This window comes from Mesorhizobium atlanticum (genome assembly GCF_003289965.1).
Taxonomy (GTDB): Bacteria; Pseudomonadota; Alphaproteobacteria; order Rhizobiales; family Rhizobiaceae; genus Mesorhizobium; species Mesorhizobium atlanticum.
On sequence record NZ_QMBQ01000001.1, the window covers coordinates 449,154 to 473,900 of the forward strand.

The window sequence follows — 24,747 nt, forward strand, 5'->3', positions numbered from 1 at the left end:
CAAAACCGGGAGGCTCCATGTTCGGCAAGATCCTGATCGCCAATCGCGGCGAGATCGCCTGCCGCGTCATTCGCACGGCCCGCAAGCTCGGCGTGCGCACCGTGGCCGTCTATTCCGACGCTGACGCCCGCGCCTTGCATGTCGAGATGGCCGACGAGGCAGTGCATATCGGCCCCTCGCCTATCGGCGAAAGCTATTTGCGCGGTGACAAAATAGTTGCCGCGACGCTCGCCACCGGCGCCGAGGCGATTCATCCCGGCTACGGCTTCCTGTCGGAAAACCCGGACTTCGTGGACCAGGTGACGGCGGCAGGCCTCGTCTTCATCGGGCCGAGCGCCGCCTCGATCCGCGCCATGGGACTGAAGGACGCCGCCAAGCGGCTGATGGAGACGGCCGGCGTGCCTGTCGTGCCCGGCTATCACGGCGAGGCGCAGGAGATCGTGCTGCTTGCTTCCAAGGCGCGCGAGATCGGCTATCCGGTGCTGATCAAGGCGCGCGCCGGCGGCGGCGGCAAGGGCATGCGGCGCGTCGACCATCCCGACGATTTCTCCGAAGCGCTCTCGGGCGCGCGGCGCGAAGCGAAAGCGGCTTTCGGTGACGACCGGGTGCTGGTCGAAAAATATGTCGACAAGCCGCGCCATATCGAAGTGCAGGTCTTCGGCGACAATTTCGGCAATGCCGTGCATCTTTTCGAACGCGACTGCTCAGCGCAGCGCCGCCACCAGAAGGTGATCGAGGAGGCCCCTGCCCCCGGCATGACGCCAGCGCTGCGCAAGGCGATGACGGAGGCCGCCGTGAAGGCCGCCAAGGCGATCAACTATTCGGGCGCCGGCACCATCGAGTTCATCGTCGATGCTTCGGAAGGACTGAAGGCCGACCGCTTCTGGTTCATGGAGATGAACACGCGGCTGCAGGTCGAGCACCCGGTCACCGAAGTGGTCACCGGCGTCGATCTTGTCGAATGGCAGTTGCGCGTCGCGTCCGGCGAAAAGCTGCCGAAGACGCAAGGCGAGATCGCGCTGTCGGGTCACGCTTTCGAGGCCCGCCTCTATGCGGAGGACGCCGCAAAAGGCTTCCTGCCGGCAACCGGCATGCTGCATCATCTGAAATTCCCCGACGCGCCGCCGGAAGGCGCCGCGATGCGCATCGAGACCGGCGTGCGCGCCGGCGACGCGATCTCTCCCTTCTATGATCCGATGATCGCCAAGCTGGTGGTGCACGGCAAGGACAGGACCACCGCGCTCGGCGCGCTGCGCGATGCCCTCACCCGGACCGAAGTGGCGGGCTCCACCGTCAACACCGCCTTCCTGGCGGCGCTCGCGGCCGACGCCGATTTCGCGGCCGGCGATGTCGATACCGGGCTGATCGGCAGGCATCAGGAGGCGCTCACCGCAATCCCTGCGCCGAGCGACGAGACGATCGCCGCCGCGGCGCTGGCCGCGACCGATGCCGGCGCGCCAGGTGCGGCCGCCGATCCGTGGTCGACGCTTTCAGGCTATGCGCATTTCCACCTGCTCGCGCGCCGCATCCGCCTGCGCCACGGCGAGGAGAACATCCTGGCCAGGGTTTCGGCACGGCCGGACGGGCGTTTCCAGGTGGCGCTGGAGGCGCCGCATGACGCGGTGAACACGCATGATCTCAGGACCATGCCGCACGCCGCACGCTGGCCCGGCCACGTCACAGTCTTCGAGGGCGCGGTCGGCTACACCTTCGCCGTTCCCGACCCGCTTGCCAAGGCCGACGAGGCCGGAGCCGCCTCGGGCAGCCTGCGCGCGCCGATGCCGGGGCTGGTCAAGCTGGTGCGGGCGGCGGCCGGCGATGCGGTGATCAAGGGCCAGCCGCTTCTGATCCTCGAGGCGATGAAGATGGAACACATGATCGCCGCCCCGCATGACGGGGTGATCGCCGAGATCGCGGCCGAGGGAGCTCAGGTCAGCGACGGCACCGTGCTGGTGCGGTTCGCGGAGGACGGCCAAGGCTAGAGCGTTTCACCATTTCACGGAAACGGCGAACCGCTCTATCTCCTTGTTTTTACGCAGTTCCGGACGGAAAACCGCTCACACTTTTCCTGGAATTGCTCTAAACGAAAATGGCCGGGACAAGCCCGGCCACCTTCGCACAAACAATACCAACTACTGCTGGATCGGCGCGTATTTGCCGTCGTGCCACTGGTTGATGTCGTAGCTGGCGTTCTTGAGGTCGCCCTTCTCATCGAAGATGACGTCGCCGACGACGGTGCTGATCGGCTTGCCGTTCTTCAGCGCTTCGGCAACCTTGGCCGGATCGTCGGTGCCGGCGCGCTTGACGCCTTCGGCGACGGCCTGGATCACGGCATAGGAGAACAGCGTGAAGCCCTCCGGGGTGAAGCCGCCGGCCTTGATCTTGGCGACCGCATCCTTCGCCTCGGGCTTGGCCTGGGGGTCCGACGGGAAGACGAATAGCGTGCCTTCACCGGCCGGGCCGGCGACCTGCCAGAATTCCGGCGAGGCGATCGAGTCCGGCATGATCAGCTGGAACTTGACGTTCTGCTCCGCCGCCTGACGCAGGATCAGCCCGGCCTCGGGGTGGTAGCCGCCGAAATAGACGACGTCGGCCTTGAGTTCCTTCAGCTTGGTGACCAGGGCCGAATAGTCCTTCTCGCCGGCATTGATGCCTTCATAGTCGACCTCCTTGAGGCCGCCCGCATTCATCGTCGCCTTGACGGCGTCGGCAACGCCCTGGCCATAGGCGCTCTTGTCGTGCAGGACGACAACGTTCTTGCCGGCGTATTTCTTGGCGATCCACGGGCCGATGAAGGCGCCCTGCGCGTCGTCACGCGTGTAGAGGCGCATGATCGTCGGCCAGCCGGACTTGGCGGCGGCATCGGTCAGCACCGGGTTCGACGAGGCCGGGCTCATCATCAGCGTGCCGGCTTCGGCATAGACGGCGGAGGCCGGAATGCTCGAGCCCGAGCAGGCATGGCCGTCGACGAACTTGACGCCGTTGGCGACGATGCGGTTGGCCACCGAGACCGCCTGCTTGGGGTCGCACTGGTCGTCCTCGATGTCGAGCTTGATCTTGGAGCCGTTGACGCCGCCCGCGGCGTTGATGGCGTCGGCGGCGGCCTGCGCGCCCTGCTTGAACTGGTCACCGATGGTGGCGAGCTGGCCGGTCATCGGGCCGACCACCGAAATGGTGATATCGTCGGCGAAGGCAATCGGGGCGCTCATCATCAGGCCAAATGCGGCCGCGCTCAAAATACCCAATTTTTTCATGACTATAGAACTCCTCCACTTGTGCGCGGCGGCATGGCCGCGCTTCTTCCACAGAGCCGGGACAATTTCACCCTTCGCCGGGACTGTCGAGAGGACAATGCGGAAGGTTTTGGTTCATTCCGGCAAGGATTTCTTGGGCCACACGCCGCGTAATTACCTGGCGTAATGCAAAAAGCCGCGCCGACCTTGTTTCGGTCGGTCGCGGCTTTTGCAGTCGAGCTCCCCGGACGCCCCCGCGCCTGAAACCCGCTCGCTTCCCTGTTTAGTTGCGCGGCTTTGCCTTTATTGGCCTGCCGCGTTCTTGGTCTTGTGGCCGGCCGTCTTTTCGCGGCCTTATCCAAATCAGTGTCTCAGCGCTGCGCACAGGATCAGTGCATCGTCATCCATTCGCGGGCTTCGCGCAGCGCCGTGGCGATCTCGACCTTGGACATGGTGGCCGACAGTTCCGAGCGCAGCTCGGCGGCGCGGAGCGAACCCTTGATCGCGGCGATGTTGAACCATTTGTGGGCGGCTACGACGTCGGTCTCGCAATCGCGGCCGGTCGCATACATCATGCCCAGTTCGAAAAGAATGTCGGCCTGGGCAGTTGCCCCCATGGCGCCGAAGCCGTCTTCAAGCATTTCAAAACGTGCCATTTCAATCCCCTGTCTGGCTCCCGAGAGCTGCCTCCTTCTGTCCCTTGATTTCCCTCGGGGCGGGCCGCTCTTTCGATGCTTTCGAGGATGAAGCCTGGCCTTGAATCCGTCGTTAAATGGCTTGCTTAATTTGAGGAAAACAAAGCTAAAACAAGAGGTAAACGCAAAAAACCGTTAAGCATGGGAATCCAGCTTTTGCGCGGTTTTGCGTCAAATTCGATGAAAATTGGCGAGAGCGGAATCAAGACTTCGCTAACCACGGGAACCGAAGCGTTTTTCCGGTCCCGTTTATTTTCGGCCATGCGCCGGGCGAAAAACCTTGCAACCTTCCGTGGCGGCACCGCTTTTGTTTTGGCGGGAGCTGGATTAGCTTTACCTTTGCGTAAGGGACTGGAAGGCGGACCGACGCCCGCCGCACGCCCATTGGGAGGAGGACGAGATGTTTCGAAAGACGAGCCTGGCCCTGGCGGCCACCTTGATCATGGCAGGCGCCGCGTGGGCCGACCCGATCGAAGGCAATTGGAAGACGCAGTCCGGCGAAACGGCGACCATTGGCGGCGGTGGCTCCTTCTCCATTACGCTCAAGACGGGCAAATATGCCGGCAAGACGATCGGCTCGCTGAAGGCGGCCGGCGACAACAAATATGCCGGCAACATCACCGATCCAGCCAACGACAAGACCTATTCCGGCAAGGCGACGCTTACGGGTACGACGCTCAAGATGAGCGGCTGCGTGCTCGGCGGCCTGATCTGCAAGAGCCAGACCTGGCACAAGCTCTGATCGCCAATTCCCGGTCGTCCAAACGGGGCCCGAGTGGCCCCGTTTTCTTTTGCGGCGGCTGCGCCCTGCCTGACCAGGTCCAGGCCCGCCGGCAACTCTTCAAGAGCCCGTCAATCAATTTGAACCGCAGATGAATGCGGATCTCAGAACCGGTTCAGAGGCTTTTTGGCATTCTCTCCCGCATTGAAGGAGAGAGAAATGCTTGCCCGTCGCTTCACCATCGTCTGCCTGCTGATGAGCCTGTTCGGGATGTTCTTCGCCATCCTGGTGGCCGAGGGCGGCCACTCGGCCCGCCTGTGGGAACGGCCCGTGGCTGGGTTTTCGGCTCCGTGAACCAGGTGACGCGCTGAAACGACAAAGTTGAAAATCGACCACGTTGAAAATCGGGATACCACCAAAATGAACCGCATCGCCGATAACGCCATGAAGATACTGAGGCTGCTGCCGCGGGCGACGCTCATCCTCATGCTGCTCGCCGCCCCGGTTCTGGCGGTGCCGATGATGCGCGCCGACACCGGCCACCGGATCGAGGCGCCGGCGAACAAGAACAGGAGCGTCGGCTTTGTGCTGCTGGTCAGTCTGCAGCGCGGGCAAGCTCTATAGGAGTGTCAGATGGCGCGACTGGCTCGTGGCCAGCGCGCTTTAAACACATCCGAAGAAAATCGACGCTGTCGGCTCTCGCGGCCCCGCTTCCCCCTCCCAAGCGCTCTTCCAAATCCCTATATTGAGCCATGGAAAAGCGAATCTACCCCCAAGCCATCGAATCGGTCGTCATGCCGGAGCCTTTCGGGGCGCAGAGCTTCCATGACGCCAGAAAAGCAGTTGCGGCGCTGCAGGCGCTCTATGACCGCAACACCAAATTCCTGCGCGATTCATTCGCTGCGCTGGCCGCAGGAGGCGACGAGAGCAAGCGCTACCGGGCCTTCTATCCGCAGATCGGCGTCACCACGACCTCGTTCAGCCAGGTCGACTCGCGCCAAGCCTATGGCCATATGCCGACGCCCGGCCATTTCGCCACCACCATCACCCAGCCGCAACTCTTCGAGAACTACCTCATCGAGCAGCTTCGCCTCATCATGCGCAACCACGGCGTGACAGTGACGGTGTCGGAATCGACGACGCCGATACCGCTGCACTTCGCCTTCCTGGAAGGCAGCTATGTCGACGGCGCGGCCGCCGAGCGCATCAAGCGGCCGATTCGCGACCTGTTCGACGTGCCGGACCTCGACGGGACCGACGACCAGATCGCCAACGGCACGTTCGAGGTGGCGTTCGGCGAGCCACGGCCGCTGGCGCCGTTCACCGCGCAGCGTATCGACTATTCGCTGCACCGCATGACGCATTACACGGCGACCAGCCCGCAGCACTTCCAGAACTTCGTGCTGTTCACCAACTACCAGTTCTACATCGACGAGTTCGTGGCGCGGGCCCGCGAACTGATGGAGAGTGGTGGAGGCGGCTACAGTGAATTTGTCGAGCCGGGCAATGTCGTGACCAAAGCGGGAGCCGGCGCGCCGAGCGAAGGCACGCCGCCGCAGCGCCTGCCGCAAATGCCGGCCTATCACCTGAAGAAGCCCGGCCATGGCGGCATCACCATGGTCAATATCGGCGTCGGCCCTTCCAACGCCAAGACGATCACCGACCACATCGCGGTGCTTCGGCCGCATGCCTGGGTCATGCTCGGCCACTGCGCGGGCCTGCGCAACACACAGGCGCTTGGCGACTATGTTCTGGCGCATGCCTATGTGCGCGAGGACCATGTGCTGGACGACGACCTGCCGGTCTGGGTGCCGATCCCGCCGCTGGCCGAGATCCAGGTGGCGCTGCAGGAAGCAGTCGCCGAAGTCACCGGCCTTTCCGGCTACGACCTCAAGCGCATCATGCGCACCGGCACCGTCGCCACCATCGACAATCGCAACTGGGAACTGCGCGACCAGCGCGGACCGGTGCAGCGCCTGTCGCAGTCGCGCGCCATCGCGCTCGACATGGAATCGGCGACGATCGCCGCCAACGGCTTCCGCTTCCGCGTGCCCTACGGCACGTTGCTGTGCGTTTCCGACAAGCCGCTGCACGGCGAACTGAAGCTGCCCGGCATGGCGACCGAGTTCTACAAGCGGCAGGTGGCGCAGCATCTGACCATCGGCATCAGGGCGATGGAGAAGCTTGCCGAAATGCCGATGGAGCGACTGCATTCGCGCAAGCTCAGAAGTTTCTCGGAAACGGCGTTCCAGTAGGCGCGTGCCAGCCAGCTACTGACGAGGCAATCCGTCGTCTTGCTTGAGCCGCAATTTGGCCGATAAGCGATCAGAACGGATTGCCGGGGCAATAAGATGACTACGGGCGGTGCGCGCTTGAGCATGATGGCTCAGCTGACATTCCTGGCGATGATGGGATTCTCGGCCGCGCTGCTGGCCGGGTTCTTCGGCACGCTGCATCCGGCCTTCGATTCCTTCTCGCATTTCCGCATGCATCTGAGCGTGCTGACGGTGCTGCTCGCGCTGCCGCTGCTTGCCGGTTCCTACCGGCTGCAGGCCGTCGCGGCCCTGGTCTTCGCCATTGTCTGCCTCGCCACGACCACGAGCGCGCTGCCCAGGCTGTCGACGCAGCAGGCGGTCGCGAAGCCGGCCGACCGGATCGTCTACAGCCTGCTGCAGATGAACCTGCGCTTCAACAACCCAACGCCGAAGAAGGTGCTGTCGCTGATTGGCCGGACCAATCCGGACGTCATCACGCTCGACGAAGTGTCCGGCATGTGGACGAAAGAGCTCGGCTATATTGCCGGCGCCTATCCCTATCGCATCCTGTGCGACTATCCCAACGGTATATTCGGCGTGGCGCTCTTGTCACGCCGTCCGTTCGCCGCCGGAACCGCGCCGCGTTGCGAGCCGCGCGGCGCGATGGCGACCGCCACGATCGACTTCAACGGCGTTCCGGTCGACGTCGCCGCGATCCACCTCAGCTGGCCGTGGCCGAAGGAGCAGTACTGGCAGATCGGCCAACTGGCGGAACCGCTGGCAGCGCTCGGCGAAACCGCCATCATGGCAGGCGACTGCAATGCCGTGCCGTGGAGCGCGGCGGCGCGGCGTGTGGCGCGGCTCAGCGGCATGACGCTGATGCCCTCGGCCGGCCCGACCTGGATCCATCGCACGCTGCCCGACGTCCTGCGTCGCTATGCGGGCCTGCCGATCGACCAGGTGTTCAGCAAGGGCGGGGTGACGATCCTTTCGTCGGCCCGGCTGGAGGATACAGGCTCCGACCATCTGCCGGTGCTGGTCGAATTCACGCTGCCGCCCGCAAGCGACCCGCCCGAGGACGCGCACAAGTCGGCGCTGGCGGCGAATGACGCGCCGGACAAGCCACGCAGCTGACGCCTCCCCTGGCAGGCGAACAGGCTGAAGCCTCAGTTCTTCCCCACCAATGCATTGACCAGCCGGTCGACATGGCCGCCGTCGCGGTGCTCGCGTGCGTCGAAGGCGTTCTGTTTCGCTTCGTATTGCGCGTAAACGGCATCGATCCGGCGCCTGGCCTCGCGATGGGTGGCGGTGCAGAACCAATTGTCGGCAAGCTTCAGGCCGGCAATGGACTTTGCGGTGGCGCGCATCATGGCCTCGGCTATGCGACCGTGGTGATGCTCGTGCGCATGAACGCCGGCGAGGAAGCGCCGCCAGCGCCGCTCGAGCTTGGGTGTCGGCGGCGAGGCCAGGCGAGGAAAATTGTAGGTGAGCTCCATCGTTCCGTCGGCGCCTCGCAATCTGCAGACCCCGTCGGTGCGGTCCACGTCCAGCTTCCAGTTCACCACATAGCTGGTGTCGGCGATGGCGCGGGTCATGAAGCCGTGCTTGGGACCTTTGTGGTTCATCGCTTCGACCAGGGCAGCCCCCGTCGCGCCGGCGATGTCATAGTTGCGAGTCGTGACCAGCACCTTGGTGCCGGCCAGGGCTTCCGGGGCGGCGCCGCATAGGCCGCCGAGCGTGATGAGGCATGTAAGAACCGCCAGGCGCATGGCCCATTTGCTCCTTATCCGCAGAGAAGGAACTATAAGCCGCTTGCAATTTCAAGCGTAAGGAGCCGGTCGGCCCGAACCGTCGATGGTTGTCGATGGAGCGGCGGTCGAGACGGCCCGGTCGGAGCGGATCACATGCCTTGGTAGACCGGGCCTTCGCCGCCTTGTGGCGGCACCCAGTTGATGTTCTGGTTCGGATCCTTGATGTCGCAGGTCTTGCAGTGCACGCAGTTCTGCGCGTTGATGACGAAGCGCACGTCCTTGGCCGACGGATCGGCGGCGGCATTGCCGTCCTTGTCCACCCATTCATAGACGCCGGCCGGGCAGTAGCGGGTCGAGGGACCGGCAAAGACGTCGTGCTCGGAACGCTGCTGCAGCGCCATGTCGCCGACGATCAGATGCACCGGCTCGTTTTCCTCATGGTTGGTGTTGGAGAGGAAAACCGAGGAGAGCCGGTCGAAGGTCAAGACGCCATCCGGCTTCGGATAGGCGATCTTCTGATGCTTGGATGCCGGCTCGAGCGTCGCATAGTCGGCCTTGCCATGCTTCAGCGTGCCGAAGGGCGAGAAGCCGAACAGCGTGTTCAGCCACATGTCGAGGCCGCCGATGCCGACGCCGATGATGGTGCCGAAGCGTGACCAGAGCGGCTTGACGTTGCGCACCTTCTTCAGGTCCTTGCCGATGTCGCTGCCACGCCAGGCTTCCTCGTAGGAGGCGAGCTCATCATTGGCCCGACCCGCCGCGATGGCGTCCGCGACATGCTCGGCCGCCAGCATGCCGGACAGCACCGCATTGTGCGAACCCTTGATGCGCGGCACGTTGACGAAGCCGGCCGCGCAGCCCATCAGCACGCCGCCCGGGAACGACAGCTTCGGCACGGACTGCCAGCCGCCCTCGGTGATGGCGCGCGCGCCGTAGCCGATGCGCTTGGCGCCCGCAAAGGTGCCGGCGATCGCCGGGTGCGTCTTGAAGCGCTGGAACTCCTCAAAGGGCGAAAGCCAGGGGTTCTTGTAGTTCAGGTGAACGACGAAGCCGACCGCCACCTGGTTGTCCTCGAGATGATAGAGGAAGGAGCCGCCGCCAGTCTTCATGTCGAGCGGCCAGCCGAACGAGTGCTGCACCAGACCCGGCTTGTGGTTCTCCGGCTTGACCTGCCAGAGTTCCTTGAGGCCGATGCCGAACTTGCCCGGCTCGCGGCCATCGGCAAGCCGATATTTGGCGATAAGCTGCTTGGCCAAGGAGCCGCGCGCGCCCTCGCCGATCAGCACATATTTGCCCATCAGCGCCATGCCGGGCGCGTAGGCCGGGCCATGCGTGCCGTCCTTCTCGACGCCCATGTCGCCGGTGATGACGCCGGTGACGGCGCCGGCATCGTTATAGACGAGGCTTGCGGCGGCAAAACCGGGATAGATCTCGACGCCCAGCGCTTCGGCCTTGGTCGCCAGCCAGCGGCAGACATTGCCGAGCGAGACAATGTAGTTGCCGTGATTGTTCATCAGCGGCGGCATCAGGAAGTTCGGCAGGCGGAACGAACCGGCCGGGCCGAGCACCAGGAAATGGTCGTCGGTCACCGGCGTCTTGAACGGATGATCGCTCTCCTCGCGCCAGCCGGGCAGGAGGCGATCGATGCCGATCGGGTCGACGACGGCGCCGGACAGGATGTGCGCGCCGACCTCGCCGCCCTTTTCCAGCACAACGACGGAAAGCTCAGGGTTGAGCTGCTTCAGGCGGATCGCCGCGGCAAGGCCGGCGGGACCCGCGCCGACGATCACCACGTCGAATTCCATGCTCTCGCGTTCGATTTCGCTCATCGGCCCCTCACTGGCTCGCCATGTTCTCGCATTCTGCTGGCTCACGCGCTGCATAGCGCATCAATTCGCGACGCGAAACCGGCGCTGACGTGACAACGCCGATTTCGACAAAAAGTCGCGGTTTTCCTACGAAAAGGCAGCAGCACATGCCATGGCCAAGCATAGGCCAGACCCGGCAGGTTGGCAGGCCAGGCGGCGCCTGCATGTTTTTAATTGTTCGACGGCTTGGTTATCGGCAATACTTCAAGCCATGCGCAGTCCAGAGCCGTCCGGCTTTCCATCGAAGCGCTTACTCTTCACGTCAGGCCTGGCCTGGCGGGCGGTTCTTCCGCTCCTCTTCTTGAGCGTGCCGGCACTTTTGACCACGTCAGTCCGGGCCGATCCGGTGAAGGTCTGGGCGACGGGCGCCTATTCCTTCTCCGATGAGCTGGGCGGCTTCCGCATCACCGGCGCTTCCGGCATCGGCACCAAGGAAGACCCGCTGGTCATCAAGGAGGAACTGAACACGGCGACGCCGGTGACGCTGACCATTCGCGCAACCAAGCCGATCGAGCCCTTCGGCAAAGCCGGCGAGGTCGCCAACGGCGTGATGTATATGCGCATCGACGTGCTCAACAACAGCGCGCTCCCCTGGGTGGAGTTCCAGTTCGAGCTGCAGGAGATCCTCGGCCAGCCTAGCGTGTTCGGCGATGGCCTGTCCTTCGACCAGCGCAACAAGACGCCCGACAACATCTGGTCGAGCAATTTCGCCGATTTCGAGCGCAAGTTCGAACCTTACGACCAGCTGCTGTTCAGGAACGGCAAGGTCGACCCGCTGAAGACGGCGACCTTCGATTTCCTAATCACCGACTACACGCCGCGCTGGACGTTCTACATCGTGCAGGATCCGCGCATACCGACCGGCTAAAAGTCTTACCACGGTTGCAAATTCGAACCGCGCGGACGATGTTGGCGCCATGACTGCCGCCTCTCCCAGAACACCAGCCGAGATCGCCGAACTACTCGCCTTCTATGCCAGCGCCGGCGTGGACGACGCGCTCGAAGACACGCCGATCAACCGGTTCGCCGAACCGACGGCGAAGCCAGCCGAACGCAGGCCCGCCGAGCGCGCGCCGGCAGCGCCCCGCCGCGAAGCCGCGCCCGAGAGCCGGACGGCACCCGAGCGGGCTCCGGAACGCGTTGAGAACCCGCCAGCGCCCTTGTCCGGCCTCGACGCCAGCAATATTCCGGACGCACCCGCGCGTGCGCCGGCGGCGGCCGTTCCCGACGAGGCGCAGGCCCTGCTGGCGCGCCAGCTTGCCGCCCGCGCGACGACGCTGGACGAGTTGCGCCAGTACATGGCCGCCTTCGACGGCTGTAACCTCAAATTCACCGCCAAGAACCTGGTCTTCGCCGACGGCAATCCGAACGCCGACCTGATGCTGGTCGGCGAGGCGCCGGGCCGCGACGAGGACCTCGAAGGCCTGCCCTTCGTCGGCCGCTCCGGCCGGCTGCTCGACCGCATGCTGGGGGCGATCGGCCTCGACCGGACCTCGGCCTATATCGCCAACGTCATTCCGTGGCGGCCGCCGGGCAACCGCACGCCCACGCCGCACGAGACCGAAATCTGCCGGCCTTTCATCGAAAGGCAGATCGAGCTGGTCAACCCGAAGGTGCTGGTCAATCTCGGCGGGCCATCGGCCAAGACGCTGCTCAACACGACCGAGGGCATTCTGCGCCTGCGCGGCAACTGGCGGGTGCATACGACCGCATCGGGCATAGCCATTCCGGCGATGCCGACGCTGCACCCGGCCTATCTCTTGCGGACGCCGGCGCACAAGAAACTGGCCTGGCGGGATTTTCTCGAGGTGAAGGCGAAGTTGCGGGCGCTGGGGTAAGCGCGGCCTTTCCTTCTCCCTTGTGGGAGAAGGGGGAGGCAATAACCTCCCAGGTAATTGAATTGCTCCGCCCGCCGCCCTACTCATCCGTCCATGACCACATCCGAACCGTCCGCCGGCAGCCTGATCCGCGAGTGGCGCACGCGGCGGCGCATGAGCCAGCTCGACCTCGCCATGGAGGCCGATATCTCGCAGCGGCATCTCTCCTTCGTCGAGAGCGGCCGCGCCCGGCCGTCGCGGGAGATGGTGCTGCATCTGGCCGAGCAGCTGTCGATCCCGCTCAGGCAACGCAACCAGCTGCTGCTTGCGGCAGGTTTCGCGCCAAGCTTCAGCGAAAAATCACTCAGCGACGCAACACTGGCGCCGGCGATGGCCGCGGTCGAGACCGTGCTCAAGGGCCACGAGCCCTTTCCGGCGCTGGCGGTGGACCGGCACTGGAACCTGGTTTCGGCAAACACCGCGATCGCCCCGTTCCTTGCCGATATTTCCGAACAGTCGCTGCTCCAATCGCCGGTCAATGTACTGCGGCTCAGCCTCCATCCGGGCGGCGTGGCGCCGCGCATCGTCAATCTCGCCGAGTGGCGTGCGCATCTGCTCGAACGGCTGAAGCACCAGAACGACGCGACCGGCGATCCGGTGCTGATCGAGCTGGAGCGAGAATTGCGCGCCTACCCGTCCGGCCTGAAGAGCAGCCGACCGGCGCCGGTCGAACCGAGCGGCATCGTCCATCCGCTCCGGCTCGCGCATGGCGGCACTGTGCTCTCCTTCATCAGCACCATCACCGTATTCGGCACGCCGCTCGACGTCACGCTGTCGGAGCTGGCGATCGAATCCTTCTTTCCGGCCGATGAGCAGACGCGGACGGTGCTGGTGCGGCTGGCGAAGGAGCGGGCGGCGACCTCGTAGTCTTACCCCTGCGGCGGCGCGGCCGTCCTGGTGCGCGTGCGCTCCAGGCCGAGCTGGCGCTCGCGCCAGATGATGAAGATGCCGGCGGCGACCACAATGACGCCGCCGATCAGCGTGTTGAGCGAGGTCACGTCGCCGAAGACGAAATAGCCGACGACGACGCCGAGGATCATCGAGGTGTATTCGAACGGCGCCACGACGGAAGCCTCGGCATGGCGATAGGCCGCGGTCATCAGGATCTGGCCAAGCCCGCCGCAGAAGCCGGCGAAAACGAGCAGTGCCGCCTGCAGCGGCGTCAGCGCCTGCCAGCCGAAAGGCAGTGTGAAAAGCGACAGCACCGAAGCCGTCGAGGAGAACCATAGAACGATGGTCGCCGTCTTCTCCGTCTGCACCAGATTGCGCACCAGGAGCATGGCGACCGCCGAGATCGCGGCGGCGATCAGCGCCGCCAAGACGCCGAGCACCTCCTGGTCGTCGAGGCCTTGATCGGAATTGAGCAGCGTCAGTTCGGGCCAGGAGATGACCAGCACGCCGGCAAGACCGACGACGACCGCGCTCCAGCGGTAGACGCGGATGGTCTCGCCGAGGAAGACCGAGGAGAACACCACCACCAGCAGCGGCTGGGCGTAGTTCAGCGTGATCGCTTCGGGGAGCGGCAGCCTGGTCAGCGCGAAGAAGCCGAGGCCCATGGCGCCGACACCGACCAGGCCGCGCGCGATGTGGTTAAACGGCCGTTTCGTGGTGAATGCCGTTGCCAACTCTCCCTTGAAGGCCAGGAAGGCGATGATCGGGAAGATGGCGAAGAAGGAGCGGAAGAAGACGATCTGCCCGGCGGGCACGCCGCCGGCCGCTTTGATGCAGGTCTGCATGCCAACGAAGACCGCCACCGAGACGATCTTCAGCGTAATGCCGCGCAGCGTGCTGTGGCCGGCGGCATGATCGACGGTCATCTTGCCTCGTAAGGATGGTTGGAAAACGAAGCCGCAAATGAGGCCTTTGTGCAGTTTTGTCGAGTGGCGGTTTCGTGTAAAGAGCGCGCACCTCAAAATTCTTGGACCAGCCAAGCTGGCCCCTGCACGAAATCGACAGGAAAAGCCCAGGGAATGCGCACCGATACCGGCCATGTCTTCAAGCTCGAAGACTATCGCCCCAGCGATTATCTCATCCCGAGGACCAGCCTCGACTTCCGCCTGTCGCCGGACGCGACCCATGTCACCGCGCTGCTTACCATCGAGCGGCGTGAGGGCGTCGCGGCAACGGCGCCGCTGGTGCTCGACGGCGACGGGCTGACGTTGCTTGGCGTCGCTATCGACGGGCATGTGCTTCAGGCCGGCGACTACGATGGGACGCCGGACCGGCTGACGATCCCGAAGCCGCCGGCGGCACAGCGCTTCGAGCTTCGCCTGGAGACGGAGATCGCACCTTCGCGCAACGAGGCGCTGATGGGCCTCTATCGCTCCAACAACGTCTATTGCACGCAATGCGAGGCCGAGGGCTTCAGACGCATCACCTATTTCCTCGACCGTCCCGACATCCTGTCGGTCTACACGGTGCGCATCGAAGCCCCGCATAACGAGGCGCCGCTGCTGCTTTCCAACGGCAATCCCGTCGAACGCGGCGCGCTTGCCAACGGCAGGCACTACGCGATCTGGCACGACCCCTTCCCCAAACCCTCCTACCTCTTCGCCCTGGTAGCGGGCGCGCTCGGCAAGGTGGCGGGCAGCTTCACCACCATGTCCGGCCGCGAGGTCGAGCTCGGCATCTATGTGGAGCCTGGCAAGGAGCGGCTTGCCGGCTATGCGATGGACGCGCTGAAGCGCTCCATGAAATGGGACGAGGAAGCCTTCGGCCGCGAATACGACCTCGACGTCTTCAACATCGTCGCCGTGTCGGACTTCAATATGGGGGCGATGGAGAACAAGGGCCTCAACGTCTTCAACGACAAATATGTGCTGGCCGACGAGGAGACCGCGACGGATGCCGACTTCGCCAACATCGAGGCGATCATCGCGCATGAGTATTTCCACAATTGGACTGGCAACAGAATCACTTGCCGCGACTGGTTCCAGCTCTGCCTCAAGGAAGGGCTGACGGTTTACCGCGACCACGAATTCTCCGCCGACCAGCGTTCGCGGGCGGTGAAACGCATCGCCGAGGTGCGCACGCTGCGCGCGCACCAGTTCCCGGAAGACCAGGGACCGCTGGCGCATCCGGTCAGGCCGCGCCGCTACCGCGAGATCAACAATTTCTACACGGCGACCGTCTACGAGAAGGGCTCGGAAGTGGTGCGCATGATCCGCACCATTCTCGGGCCGGAGACCTTCCGTGCCGGCATGGATCTCTATTTCGAGCGGCACGACGGCGAGGCCGCGACGATCGAGGACTTTTTGAAAGTCTTCGAGGACGTGTCGGGCCGCGACCTCGCGCAATTCGCGCTCTGGTATCACCAGGCCGGCACGCCGAATCTGACGGTGAGCTCGACGCATAATGCGGCGGCCAGGGAATTCACGCTGGAGATCGAACAGTCGGTGCCGCCAACGCCGTCGGAAAGCCGCAAGAGGCTGATGCATATTCCCCTGGCCTTCGGCCTGGTGGGCGCCGACGGCAAGCCTGTCACCTGGACGGCTGTCGAGGGCGCGACGGTGGATGACGGCGTCATCCACATCCGCAAGCGGCGGCACACGGTGCGCTTTTCGGGCGTCTCGGAACGGCCTTCGGTGTCGCTCAACCGCGGCTTCTCGGCGCCGATCACGCTGTCGGTGCAGCAGAAAGCGGAAGACCAGTTCTTCCTCGCGGCGCATGACAGCGACGCCTTCTCGCGCTGGCAGGCGTTCAACACGCTTTTGACCGACGCGCTGATCGCCGCCTTCCGCCAGATCCTCGGCGGCAAGGAGCCGGTCTTCGCGGCACGGCTGGCCGAGCTTGCCGGCAGGATCGCCGGCGACGAGGCGCTGGAGCCGGCCTATCGGGCGCTGGCGCTCACGCTTCCCGGCGAAGCCGACATTGCCCGCGACATCGGCAAGGGCATCGACCCCGACGCCATCTTCGCCGCGCGCGAAGCGCTGGCGCGCACCATCGCCGAGGCAAACCGCGATGCTTTCCTGGCGCTCTACGGCAGCCTTGTCGACAAGGGCGCGTTTAGCCCGGACGCGGCAAGCGCCGGGCGCAGGGCGCTCCGCAACATCCTGCTCGATTATCTTTCGCTGCTGCCGGGCGGCTCGGACCTCGCCGCGCGGCACTTTGCTGCCGCCACCAACATGACCGACCGCGCGGCGGCGCTGGCCGTGCTGGCGCACCGCCATTCGGGCACGGCCGGGGCCGAAGAGGCGCTGGCAGCCTTCGAGGCGCGCTATCGAAGCGATGCGCTGGTGCTCGACAAATGGTTCCAGATCCAGGCCGGCGTGCCCGGCCCACGGACCGTCGACAAGGTGCGCACGCTGATGCGGCATCCAGCCTTCTCGATCGCCAATCCGAACCGTGTTCGCTCGCTGATCGGCACCTTCTCCAGCGCCAACCAGACCGGCTTCCACCGCGCCGACGGCGAAGGCTACCGCCTGTTCGCCGAGACGGTGCTGGAGGTCGAGAAGCGCAACCCGCAAGTGGCCGCGCGGCTGGCGACGGCGCTCAGGTCCTGGCGCTCGCTGGAGCCCGGACGCCAGGCCAAGGCCAAGCAGGCGCTGCTCGACATGGCCAAGGTGGAGAACCTGTCGGCTGATCTGCGGGATATTGTGGAGCGCACGTTGGCGTAGCGCTGCCTCTCCTTCCCCCCTTGTGGGGGAAGGTGTTGCCGAAGGCGACGGATGAAGGGTGCTCCAGATGCCACGAGCGTCGCACCTCGCTGGAACACCCCTCATCCGTCTCGGCGCTGCGCGCCGATCCACCTTCTCCCGCAAGGGAGAAGGGAAAACGAAAAATTTCAATCAACTTTTAATCTTTTTCGCCCGCGCCACTGGACAAGGCGAATCGGCTTTGATTCTTTAATGGCGATTCGGGCGTGCGGCGTATCCGGATCATCCAGTATACGGCAGATCGGGGAGTGCCATTTATGGCCAAGGCGGACGCGTGGGGCGCGCCCGGAGGGAAGGCTTTTGCGCGTCGCAAGGCAAGGAGCGATGGACTTGCCGGCAATACGCGCCTGATCGCCGAACCTACCTATCAGCGGCTGTTGGCCGCCGAGCCGTTTCTGCGCCGGTCGATCCCGGCGCTGATCGTTATTTTCCTCATCGTCATCGCGGCGCTGCGCTTCCTGTCGCTGATGAACGAGCATGACGAGATCGAGCGCGACGCCAAGGCGGTGCTGGCGCTGGCCGCCGGCCAGATGGCGCAGGCGATCACCGCGGACCCCAACGCGGCGGGCGCCAACGCCATCAGCCTGCTGGAAAGCACCAGCCGGCAGGGCGCCATGAGCCGCGCCCATGTGCTTGCCATCACCGACGGCGCCTTCAAGGTCATCGCCGTCTCGCCGCTGTCGACGGGCTGGCAGGGCCGCACGCTGGACAGCCTCGTGCTGGGCGGCCAGCCGCTGTTCATGTTCGGCGACCGCGCCGGCGTGATGGATGTCTCGATCGCCGGACAGGAGTGGTTTGCCGCCGTCAGCCTCAGCGGCGATCGCAAACACGCGGCCGCCGTGCTGGTGCCGCAGGAAGCGGTGTTCGACAATTGGCGCAAATCGATGTCGCTGAACGTCACGCTGTTCGTGCTGACTGCCGGCGTGCTGATCGTCATCCTCTACGCCTATTTCGGCCAGGCGGCGCGCGCCCAGGCGGCGGACCGCATCTATCTCGAGGCGCATCAGCGCATCGACATGGCGCTGGTGCGCGGCCGCTGCGGGCTGTGGGACTGGGACATGGTGCGCGGCAAAATGTACTGGTCGCGCTCGATGTACGACATGCTGGGCTATGAACCCTGCGATGCGATGCTGTCCTTCGGAGAGGTCGACGAGATCATCCATCCTGAGGACGGCGACCTGTTCGAACTCGCCAACCGCATCGTCGAACGCGAGATCGACCATATCGACAAGGTCTTCCGCATGCGCCATGCCGACGGGCAATGGGTTTGGATGCGGGCCCGCGCGCAGGTGATCGATCCGGAAGCGCCGGAGATCCAGCTGATCGGCATCGCCGTCGATGTCACCGAGCAGCGGCATCTCGCGCTGCGTTCGGAAGCGGCCGACATGCGGCTGAGGACCGCGATCGAGAACATCAACGAATCCTTCGTGCTGTGGGATGCCTCCGAGCGGCTGATCATGTGCAATTCGAAGTTCCAGAAGGACAACGGGCTGTCGGACCGCGATGTCGTGCCTGGCGTCGGTCGTGATGCGCTGGAAGAGCGGATGCTGGCCTTCGCCTCGGAGCGCAGGCTCGCCAACGCCAATGGACCGCATGGCGGCATCACCCTGGAGCGCCAGCTTGCCGACGGGCGCTGGCTGCAAGTCAACGAGCTCAGGACCCGCGACGGCGGCATCGTCTCGGTCGGCTCCGACATCACCCAGATCAAGCTGCACCAGGAAAAGCTGGTCGACAGCGAGCGCCGGCTGATGGCGACGATCCACGATCTCAGCCTCGCCCGCCGCGCCGAGGAGGAACGCTCCAGCGAACTGGTCGAGCTCAACCGCAAATACATGAAGGAAACCGAGCGCGCCGAGGCGGCGAACCGCGCCAAATCGGAGTTCCTCGCCAACATGTCGCATGAGCTGCGCACGCCGCTCAACGCCATCATCGGCTTCTCGGAGCTGATGCAGCAGGGCCTGTTCGGGCCGCTCGGCTCCGAGCGCTACGAGGAATACGCGACCGACATCAACGGCAGCGGCAAATACCTGCTCGGCGTCATCAACGATATCCTCGACATGTCGAAGATCGAGGCGGGCCAGTTCTCGCTCGACCGCGAGGAGATCGACCTCTGCCCGCTGATCAAGGAAACGGTGCGGGTGATCTCGCTGCAGGCGGCGGAAAAGTCGATCAATGTCGAAACGCGCATCGCCGACTCGATGCGGGTCTATGCCGATCGGCGCGCCATCAAGCAGATCGCCATCAACCTGCTCTCCAACGCGGTGAAGTTCACCGGACAGGGCGGCAAGATCACGGTCAGGGCGCGCAACACGTCGGGCGCGCTGCTGCTCACCATCGAGGACAATGGCTGCGGCATTCCCAAGCAGGCGCTGAGCAAGCTCGGCCGGCCGTTCGAGCAGGTGCAGAACCAGTTCTCCAAGAACCACACCGGCTCAGGCCTCGGCCTCGCCATCTCGCGCTCGCTGGCCGAGCTGCAGGGCGGCGCGCTGAAGATCCGCTCGACCGAAGGCGTCGGCACGATCGTGTCGGTGCGCATTCCGCTGAAGAAGGCACCGGCCGCGGTGAAGGCGGCGGCTTAAGCCAGACCGGTTTCGCCCGCTGTGCTGCCAAAGCAGGAGAAAGCGTCCGCTCCGGGGAGGTTATCCCAGAATTGCTAATACTGCGATTCACCCAGCCGGCTTGCCCGCGCCGGTCAGGCGCGGCGGTCGATCGAACCCACCCCAACGGACTGCCGGGTCGCTAAACTGAGCCGGTGGGTTTTAGATCGTTTGCGGCCGCCGGCGCCGGGCTTGCCTCGGTGCCCTTCGATGCCCGTCTATAGACCAAGGCGACGACGAGACCGAAATATCCGACCTGCAGGATGACCATGGCCAGCATTGCCCATCCGAGCGCCGTCCAGGCGGAACCAGTTTCCATGCCAGCCCAGACCGCCACCATGAATGACGCTGCGAACATGCCCACCAAGAATTTCTTAAGATCCATAATTGCCCAACGCCCCAGGTTTTGGCGATTTGGGGGGCTTTCAAGTCAGCCGTTGAAAGAACCCGCCGCTCCATTTGCGAAGCGGCGAGGCCCCCCTTCGTCGGGGTGAATTCACTCCCCGGCATTGCTGGCAGTGCAATTGCGGTGCCAGACCCATCGACCCATTACGGGACACCTCTGCCAATGGCGCAAGACCGGATCGCCGATTAATATTAACTGTGGCTAATGTGTCACCCCGGGAATCTCATGGCGACGATGCGGTTGATGGCGACGCTCCCGCACGAAGCAGACGGTCGAAATCTCTCCTGACCTTCCGCGACGTCTCCTTGAGATGCGCTTCCAGCACAGCGAAATCCGGCAGGTCGGTGACTGCCAGGAGCAGGTCCGAAAGACCCGGCGGGACATCGTCGCGCTGGAACTCGCCGGTGAGGCAAAGCCTGATCATCTGCGTCAGCTCCAGATAGAGCCGATAGGCCTCGGCAAGCTCTTCACGGATATCGGGTGCGGCGAAATCGGGGGCGAGCCGCGCCAGAATGTCGGTCGTCGCCGTCACCCGGCGGCCGGGCTCGATATTGCCGGTGATGGTCGCGACCTGGGCGATGAATTCCAGATCGATGAGCCCTCCCGGGATCAGCTTGATGTCCCAGAGGTCGCGCGGTGGCTTTTCCTTCTCGATCAAGGCGCGCATGTCCGAGGCCTCGGTTTTCACCTTGGCGGCATCGCGCGGCTGCGCCAGAACCGCCGCCACCTCGTCGTCGAGCTCGGCGCAAAGCTCGGTATCGCCGCCGATGGCGCGCGCCCGCGCCAGCGCCATGTGCTCCCAGGTCCAGGCATCCTGGCGCTGATATTTCTTGAACGCGTCGATATGGGTGGCGACCGGTCCCTTGTTGCCTGATGGGCGCAAGCGCAGGTCCAATTCATAGAGCACGCCTTCGGCCGTCGGCGCCGAGACGGCGGCGATCAGGCGCTGCGTCATGCGGGTATAGTAGTGCGACGGCGCCAGCGGCTTGTCGCCGTCGGAATCTTCCGCATCGGCGTCATGGTCGTAGAGCAGGATGAGATCGACATCCGAACCGGCGGTGAGCTCGCGGCTGCCGAGCTTGCCCATGCCGAGCAGCGCCACCTTGCCGCCGGCGATGCTGCCGTGGCGCAACGCGAATTCGGCGATCACCGCCTGAAGCGCGGCCTCGATGGTGAGGTCGGCGAGATCGGAGAAGGCGCGCCCCGCCCGCGCGGGATCGATCGAGCCGGCAAGCAGGCGCACGCCGATCAGGAACTTCTGCTCGGAGGCGAAGATGCGCAGGCGGTCGAGCACATCCTCATAGGCGCGGTCCCCCTCGATGAAGGCGGCAAGCCGCGCCGAAAGGTAGGCGCGGTCCGGCAGTTCGGTGAGAAGCGCCGGATCGAGCAGGCCGTCAAAGACGTGCGGGCGACGCGTGATGATGGCCGCCAGCCGTGGCGCCGCCCCCATGATCGTCGCCATCAGCTTGAGCAGCGCCGGATTGGATTGCAGCAGCGAGAAAAGCTGGATGCCTGCCGGCAGGCCGGCGAGGAACTCGTCGAAGCGGATCAGCGCCTCGTCGGCGCGTCGGGTCTGGCCGAAGGCCTTGAGCAGCGCCGGCGTCAATTCGGTCAGCCGCTCGCGCGCTTCGGCCGACTGGGTGACGCGGTAGCGGCCGAAATGCCAGCCGCGGATGACGCGGCAGATGTCGCTCGGCCGGTGGAAGCCGAGCCGGTGCAAGGTCTGCAGCGTATCGGGATCGTCGACATCGCCGGTAAAGACAAGGTTGCCGACGCCGGCCGACAGTTCGGGCGCCGTCTCGAACAGCGCCGCATAGTGGCGCTCGACCTGCTGCAGCGAAGCACGGAATGCCTGCGTGAAGTCCACTTCGCCGGCAAAGCCCAGCATCAGCGCGATGCGTTCCAGCTCCTCGTCGCTGTCGGGCAGGATATGCGTCTGCTCGTCCGCCACCATCTGGATGGCGTGCTCGACGCGGCGCAGGAACCAGTATTGGCGCGTGAGCGCATCGCGCGCGTCGGCGGTGATCCAGCCGCGCGCGGCGAGCGCTGCGAGCATCGGTACCGTCTCGCGCCCACGCAGCTCCGGGAAGCGGCCGCCGGCGATGAGCTGCTGGGTCTGGACGAAGAACTCGATCTCGCGGATGCCGCCGCGGCCGAGCTTGACGTTATGGCCCTTCACGGCGATCTCGCCATGGCCCTTATGGGCATGGATCTGGCGCTTGATCGAATGGACGTCGGCAATCGCGGCATAGTCCATGTATTTGCGCCAGACATAAGGCTGCAATTCCTTGAGGAAGGCGGCGCCCGCGGCGAGGTCGCCCGCTACCGGCCGCGCCTTGATCATGGCGGCGCGCTCCCAGTTCTGGCCGCGCGCCTCGTAATAGCGAAGCGCCGCCTCGACCGGAATCGCCAGCGGCGTCGAGCCGGGATCGGGGCGCAGCCTGAGATCGGTGCGGAACACATAGCCGTGCTCGGTGCGGTCCTGCAGGATGCGCACGAGCCGACGGGTGAGCCTGGAAAACAGCTCGGTCGCGTCGAGCGGATCGATGACGGCCGGCGCTTCCGGATCGAAGAAGACGACCAGATCGATATCGGAGGAAAAATTCAGCTCATGCGCGCCGAGCTTGCCCATGCCGAGCAGGATCCAGCCTGAATCCCTGGCCGGCACCGCCGGCTTCGGCAGCTTGAGCTTACCTTGCCGGTGCGCGTCGAGCAGCAGGAAATCGACGGCGGCGTTTGTACAGGCGTCCGCGAGATCGCTGAGGCGGCGCACCGTCACCGAGGTCTCCGCCTCGCCGGAAAGATCGGCCAGCGCGATCAGGAAATGCGCTTCGGTCTTCCATTGCCGCAGCGCCATCATCAGACCGGATTCCGAGGCATCATCCGCCTTGGCCGCGCCGCCGATCGCCGCGCTGATGGCGGCGAGCCGCGCTTCGACCGTCTCGTCGAACAACGTCTCGAGGATTGCCGGCCGGCGGCGCGCCACATCGCGCAGGAAGGGCGAGAGGTCGAAGACGGCCGCCAGCAGGTCCTGCAGCGGCCCCTCGCCCGCCAGGAAGGCGGCGAGACGGGAAAGCTCCTCTTCCTCGGCGGCATCCGCGATTTCCGACAATTCGCGCCGCGCGTGTTTCGCGTCCAGAGGCCGGAGCGCCAATGTCGGGCTAAGCTGGAACTCGGAATCGATCTTCTTCGCCATTTATCCGCGCTATCAATGCGTGTCCCGCAACGGGAAACTCATGACCACGGACAATCCGGGATTTGCGGGCACAAGATCAAGCCTGCCGTTGTGGAAAGTCATGATTGCCTTGGCGAGGCTGAGGCCGAGGCCCGAGCCTGGCTGCGAGCGGCTCTTTTCCAGGCGAACGAAGCGCTCGGTGGCGCGGGCGCGATCGGCGTGGTCGGGAATGCCGTGACCATTGTCGGTGACGGTAAGCTTGATTTCGCTTCCGGCACGCTCCAACGCCACACGCACTTTCGGCGCCTCGGCGGCGTCGGTCGAGTATTTGATGGCGTTGTCGACGATATTGGACAGCGCCTGACCGATCAGCTCGCGGTTGCCGTTGATCGTGAAGGCCTCGGGCACGGTCGCTTCGAGCGAAACCCCTGCTTCCTCCGCGACCGGTTCGTAGAGCTCGACGACGTCGCTCACCGTGGCGGCGAGATCGACCGGACCGGTCTGTTCCGAGGAGTAGCCAGCCTCGAGGCGCGAGATCATCAATATGGCGTTGAACGTCTTGATGAGCTGGTCGGATTCCGCGATCGTGCTTTCCAGCGCCTGGCGGTAGTCTTCCGTCTTGTGCCGGCCGGCAAGCGTCGCCTCGGCGCGGTTGCGCAGCCTTGTCAGCGGCGTCTTCAGATCATGGGCGATGTTGTCGGAGACCTGCTTCAGCCCCTCGTTCAGCATGGCGATGCGGGCCAGCATCGCATTGAGGTTCTCCGACAGGCGGTCGAATTCGTCGCCGGCGCCGGTGACCGGCAACCGTCCGCTGAGGTCGCCGCCCATGATCCGGCGGCTGGCATCCGAGACGCTGTCGATGCGTTTCAGCGCGGCGCGCCCGACGAAGAACCAGATCAGGAGCCCGCCCAGGCCCATCATGCCGAGCGCCAGCGTCAGCGCCCGGCTGATGACGGCGCGGAAGCGCTCGGGCTCGCCGAGGTCGCGGCCGACCAGCATGATCATCTGGTTTGGCAGCCGCAGCACCAGCGCGATGGCGTTATGGCCCTTTTCGCCTGTCGATTGGGGGTTGCTGCCGTCACCGGTCTTGGGCGCGGGCTGGTCGGTAGCTCCGCTCCGCAACCGGTCGAGCTCGCCCTCGCCGAAGCGCTGGTAGGAAAAGGGCTCGGTCGTCCAGCCTTCCGTCTCGATGACCCCCGGCTCCAGGCTCTGCACGTTGCCGGTCAGGATCTGGCCATTGGCGTCGGCGATGAGATAGAGGTTGGCGCCCGGCTGGCGCGAGCGGTTCTCGACGACGCGCACCAGCACAGGCAGGCCGCCGCGCTGATAGGCTTGGGCCAGGCCCAGCACCTCGTCGTTGATGGTCTCCTGCGTCTGCGCGGTCAGCATGCGCGCCGACAGCGACGTCATGTAGAGCACGAGCAGCACCGCGCAGAGCGCGAAAAGCAGAAGATAAAGCGCCGAGAGCCGGGCCGCCGTCGTCTTCATGATGGCCGGCAGGGAAAGAGCCATGA

General features: G+C 64.9%; 19 protein-coding genes. 11 read left to right on the forward strand and 8 right to left on the reverse strand.

The features are described 5' to 3' along the window. Positions 1-17 precede the first annotated feature (17 nt). Positions 18-1,982: an acetyl/propionyl/methylcrotonyl-CoA carboxylase subunit alpha gene (locus DPM35_RS02575; protein WP_112125746.1), complete on the forward strand. Its 1,965-nt coding sequence runs from the start codon at positions 18-20 to the stop codon at positions 1,980-1,982. A gap of 150 nt (positions 1,983-2,132) precedes the next feature. Here the strand turns inward: DPM35_RS02575 and DPM35_RS02580 are convergent, their stop codons facing one another. Beyond that, entirely contained in the window at positions 2,133-3,254 is a 1,122-nt protein-coding gene (locus DPM35_RS02580) for an ABC transporter substrate-binding protein (protein ID WP_112125747.1), read from the reverse strand. A gap of 368 nt (positions 3,255-3,622) precedes the next feature. Beyond that, complete coding sequence (locus DPM35_RS02585; RefSeq protein WP_112125748.1) at positions 3,623-3,889, reverse strand: SEL1-like repeat protein; 267 nt, start codon at positions 3,887-3,889, stop codon at positions 3,623-3,625. A 439-nt stretch (positions 3,890-4,328) separates the two neighbouring features. Between DPM35_RS02585 and DPM35_RS02590 the strand changes: the two genes are divergently transcribed. From DPM35_RS02590 to DPM35_RS02605, 5 genes are all read left to right on the forward strand, one after another. After that, entirely contained in the window at positions 4,329-4,670 is a 342-nt protein-coding gene (locus DPM35_RS02590) for a DUF2147 domain-containing protein (protein ID WP_112125749.1), read from the forward strand. A 198-nt stretch (positions 4,671-4,868) separates the two neighbouring features. Then, positions 4,869-5,003 carry a hypothetical protein gene (locus DPM35_RS33080; RefSeq protein WP_281004560.1) on the forward strand — a complete coding sequence of 45 codons (135 nt, stop codon included), beginning with the start codon at positions 4,869-4,871 and terminating at the stop codon, positions 5,001-5,003. Positions 5,004-5,069: 66 nt separating this feature from the next. Continuing rightward, the gene (locus DPM35_RS02595) at positions 5,070-5,273 is read left to right on the forward strand and encodes a hypothetical protein (RefSeq protein ID WP_112125750.1); all 204 of its coding nucleotides are present in this window, start codon (positions 5,070-5,072) and stop codon (positions 5,271-5,273) included. 170 nt (positions 5,274-5,443) lie between these two features. Next, positions 5,444-6,904 (forward strand): AMP nucleosidase, encoded by a 1,461-nt coding sequence (locus DPM35_RS02600; protein ID WP_245431438.1) that lies wholly within the window; start codon positions 5,444-5,446, stop codon positions 6,902-6,904. 123 nt (positions 6,905-7,027) lie between these two features. After that, entirely contained in the window at positions 7,028-8,038 is a 1,011-nt protein-coding gene (locus tag DPM35_RS02605; RefSeq protein ID WP_181591925.1) for an endonuclease/exonuclease/phosphatase family protein, read from the forward strand. Between the two features lie 32 nt (positions 8,039-8,070). On the opposite strand, the gene DPM35_RS02610 is transcribed toward DPM35_RS02605, so the two are convergent. Both DPM35_RS02610 and DPM35_RS02615 read right to left on the reverse strand, forming a co-directional pair. Next, complete coding sequence (locus tag DPM35_RS02610) at positions 8,071-8,673, reverse strand: DUF922 domain-containing protein (RefSeq protein WP_112125753.1); 603 nt, start codon at positions 8,671-8,673, stop codon at positions 8,071-8,073. Positions 8,674-8,804: 131 nt separating this feature from the next. Further along, positions 8,805-10,484: an electron transfer flavoprotein-ubiquinone oxidoreductase gene (locus tag DPM35_RS02615; RefSeq protein ID WP_112125754.1), complete on the reverse strand. Its 1,680-nt coding sequence runs from the start codon at positions 10,482-10,484 to the stop codon at positions 8,805-8,807. 250 nt (positions 10,485-10,734) lie between these two features. Between DPM35_RS02615 and DPM35_RS02620 the strand changes: the two genes are divergently transcribed. From DPM35_RS02620 to DPM35_RS02630, 3 genes are all read left to right on the forward strand, one after another. Then, positions 10,735-11,391: a hypothetical protein gene (locus DPM35_RS02620; protein ID WP_112125755.1), complete on the forward strand. Its 657-nt coding sequence runs from the start codon at positions 10,735-10,737 to the stop codon at positions 11,389-11,391. 49 nt (positions 11,392-11,440) lie between these two features. Beyond that, entirely contained in the window at positions 11,441-12,361 is a 921-nt protein-coding gene (locus DPM35_RS02625) for a uracil-DNA glycosylase (protein WP_112125756.1), read from the forward strand. Between the two features lie 93 nt (positions 12,362-12,454). After that, the gene (locus DPM35_RS02630; RefSeq protein ID WP_112125757.1) at positions 12,455-13,267 is read left to right on the forward strand and encodes a helix-turn-helix domain-containing protein; all 813 of its coding nucleotides are present in this window, start codon (positions 12,455-12,457) and stop codon (positions 13,265-13,267) included. 2 nt (positions 13,268-13,269) lie between these two features. Here the strand turns inward: DPM35_RS02630 and DPM35_RS02635 are convergent, their stop codons facing one another. Beyond that, entirely contained in the window at positions 13,270-14,217 is a 948-nt protein-coding gene (locus DPM35_RS02635) for a DMT family transporter (protein ID WP_112125758.1), read from the reverse strand. Between the two features lie 153 nt (positions 14,218-14,370). Here DPM35_RS02635 and pepN point away from each other — a divergent pair, with 153 nt between their 5' ends. Both pepN and DPM35_RS02645 read left to right on the forward strand, forming a co-directional pair. After that, positions 14,371-17,016 carry an aminopeptidase N gene (pepN, locus tag DPM35_RS02640; RefSeq protein WP_112125759.1) on the forward strand — a complete coding sequence of 882 codons (2,646 nt, stop codon included), beginning with the start codon at positions 14,371-14,373 and terminating at the stop codon, positions 17,014-17,016. 296 nt (positions 17,017-17,312) lie between these two features. Further along, positions 17,313-19,634, forward strand: coding sequence for a PAS domain-containing sensor histidine kinase (locus DPM35_RS02645; protein ID WP_112125760.1), 2,322 nt, complete (start codon positions 17,313-17,315; stop codon positions 19,632-19,634). 160 nt (positions 19,635-19,794) lie between these two features. Here DPM35_RS02645 and DPM35_RS02650 read toward each other — a convergent pair whose 3' ends face one another. The 3 genes from DPM35_RS02650 to DPM35_RS02660 all read right to left on the reverse strand — a co-directional run bounded on the left by DPM35_RS02650 (position 19,795) and on the right by DPM35_RS02660 (position 24,745). After that, entirely contained in the window at positions 19,795-20,010 is a 216-nt protein-coding gene (locus DPM35_RS02650; RefSeq protein WP_245431403.1) for a hypothetical protein, read from the reverse strand. Between the two features lie 271 nt (positions 20,011-20,281). Beyond that, positions 20,282-23,254: a bifunctional [glutamine synthetase] adenylyltransferase/[glutamine synthetase]-adenylyl-L-tyrosine phosphorylase gene (locus DPM35_RS02655; RefSeq protein WP_112125762.1), complete on the reverse strand. Its 2,973-nt coding sequence runs from the start codon at positions 23,252-23,254 to the stop codon at positions 20,282-20,284. 12 nt (positions 23,255-23,266) lie between these two features. After that, positions 23,267-24,745: a sensor histidine kinase gene (locus DPM35_RS02660; protein WP_112125763.1), complete on the reverse strand. Its 1,479-nt coding sequence runs from the start codon at positions 24,743-24,745 to the stop codon at positions 23,267-23,269. Positions 24,746-24,747 lie beyond the last annotated feature (2 nt).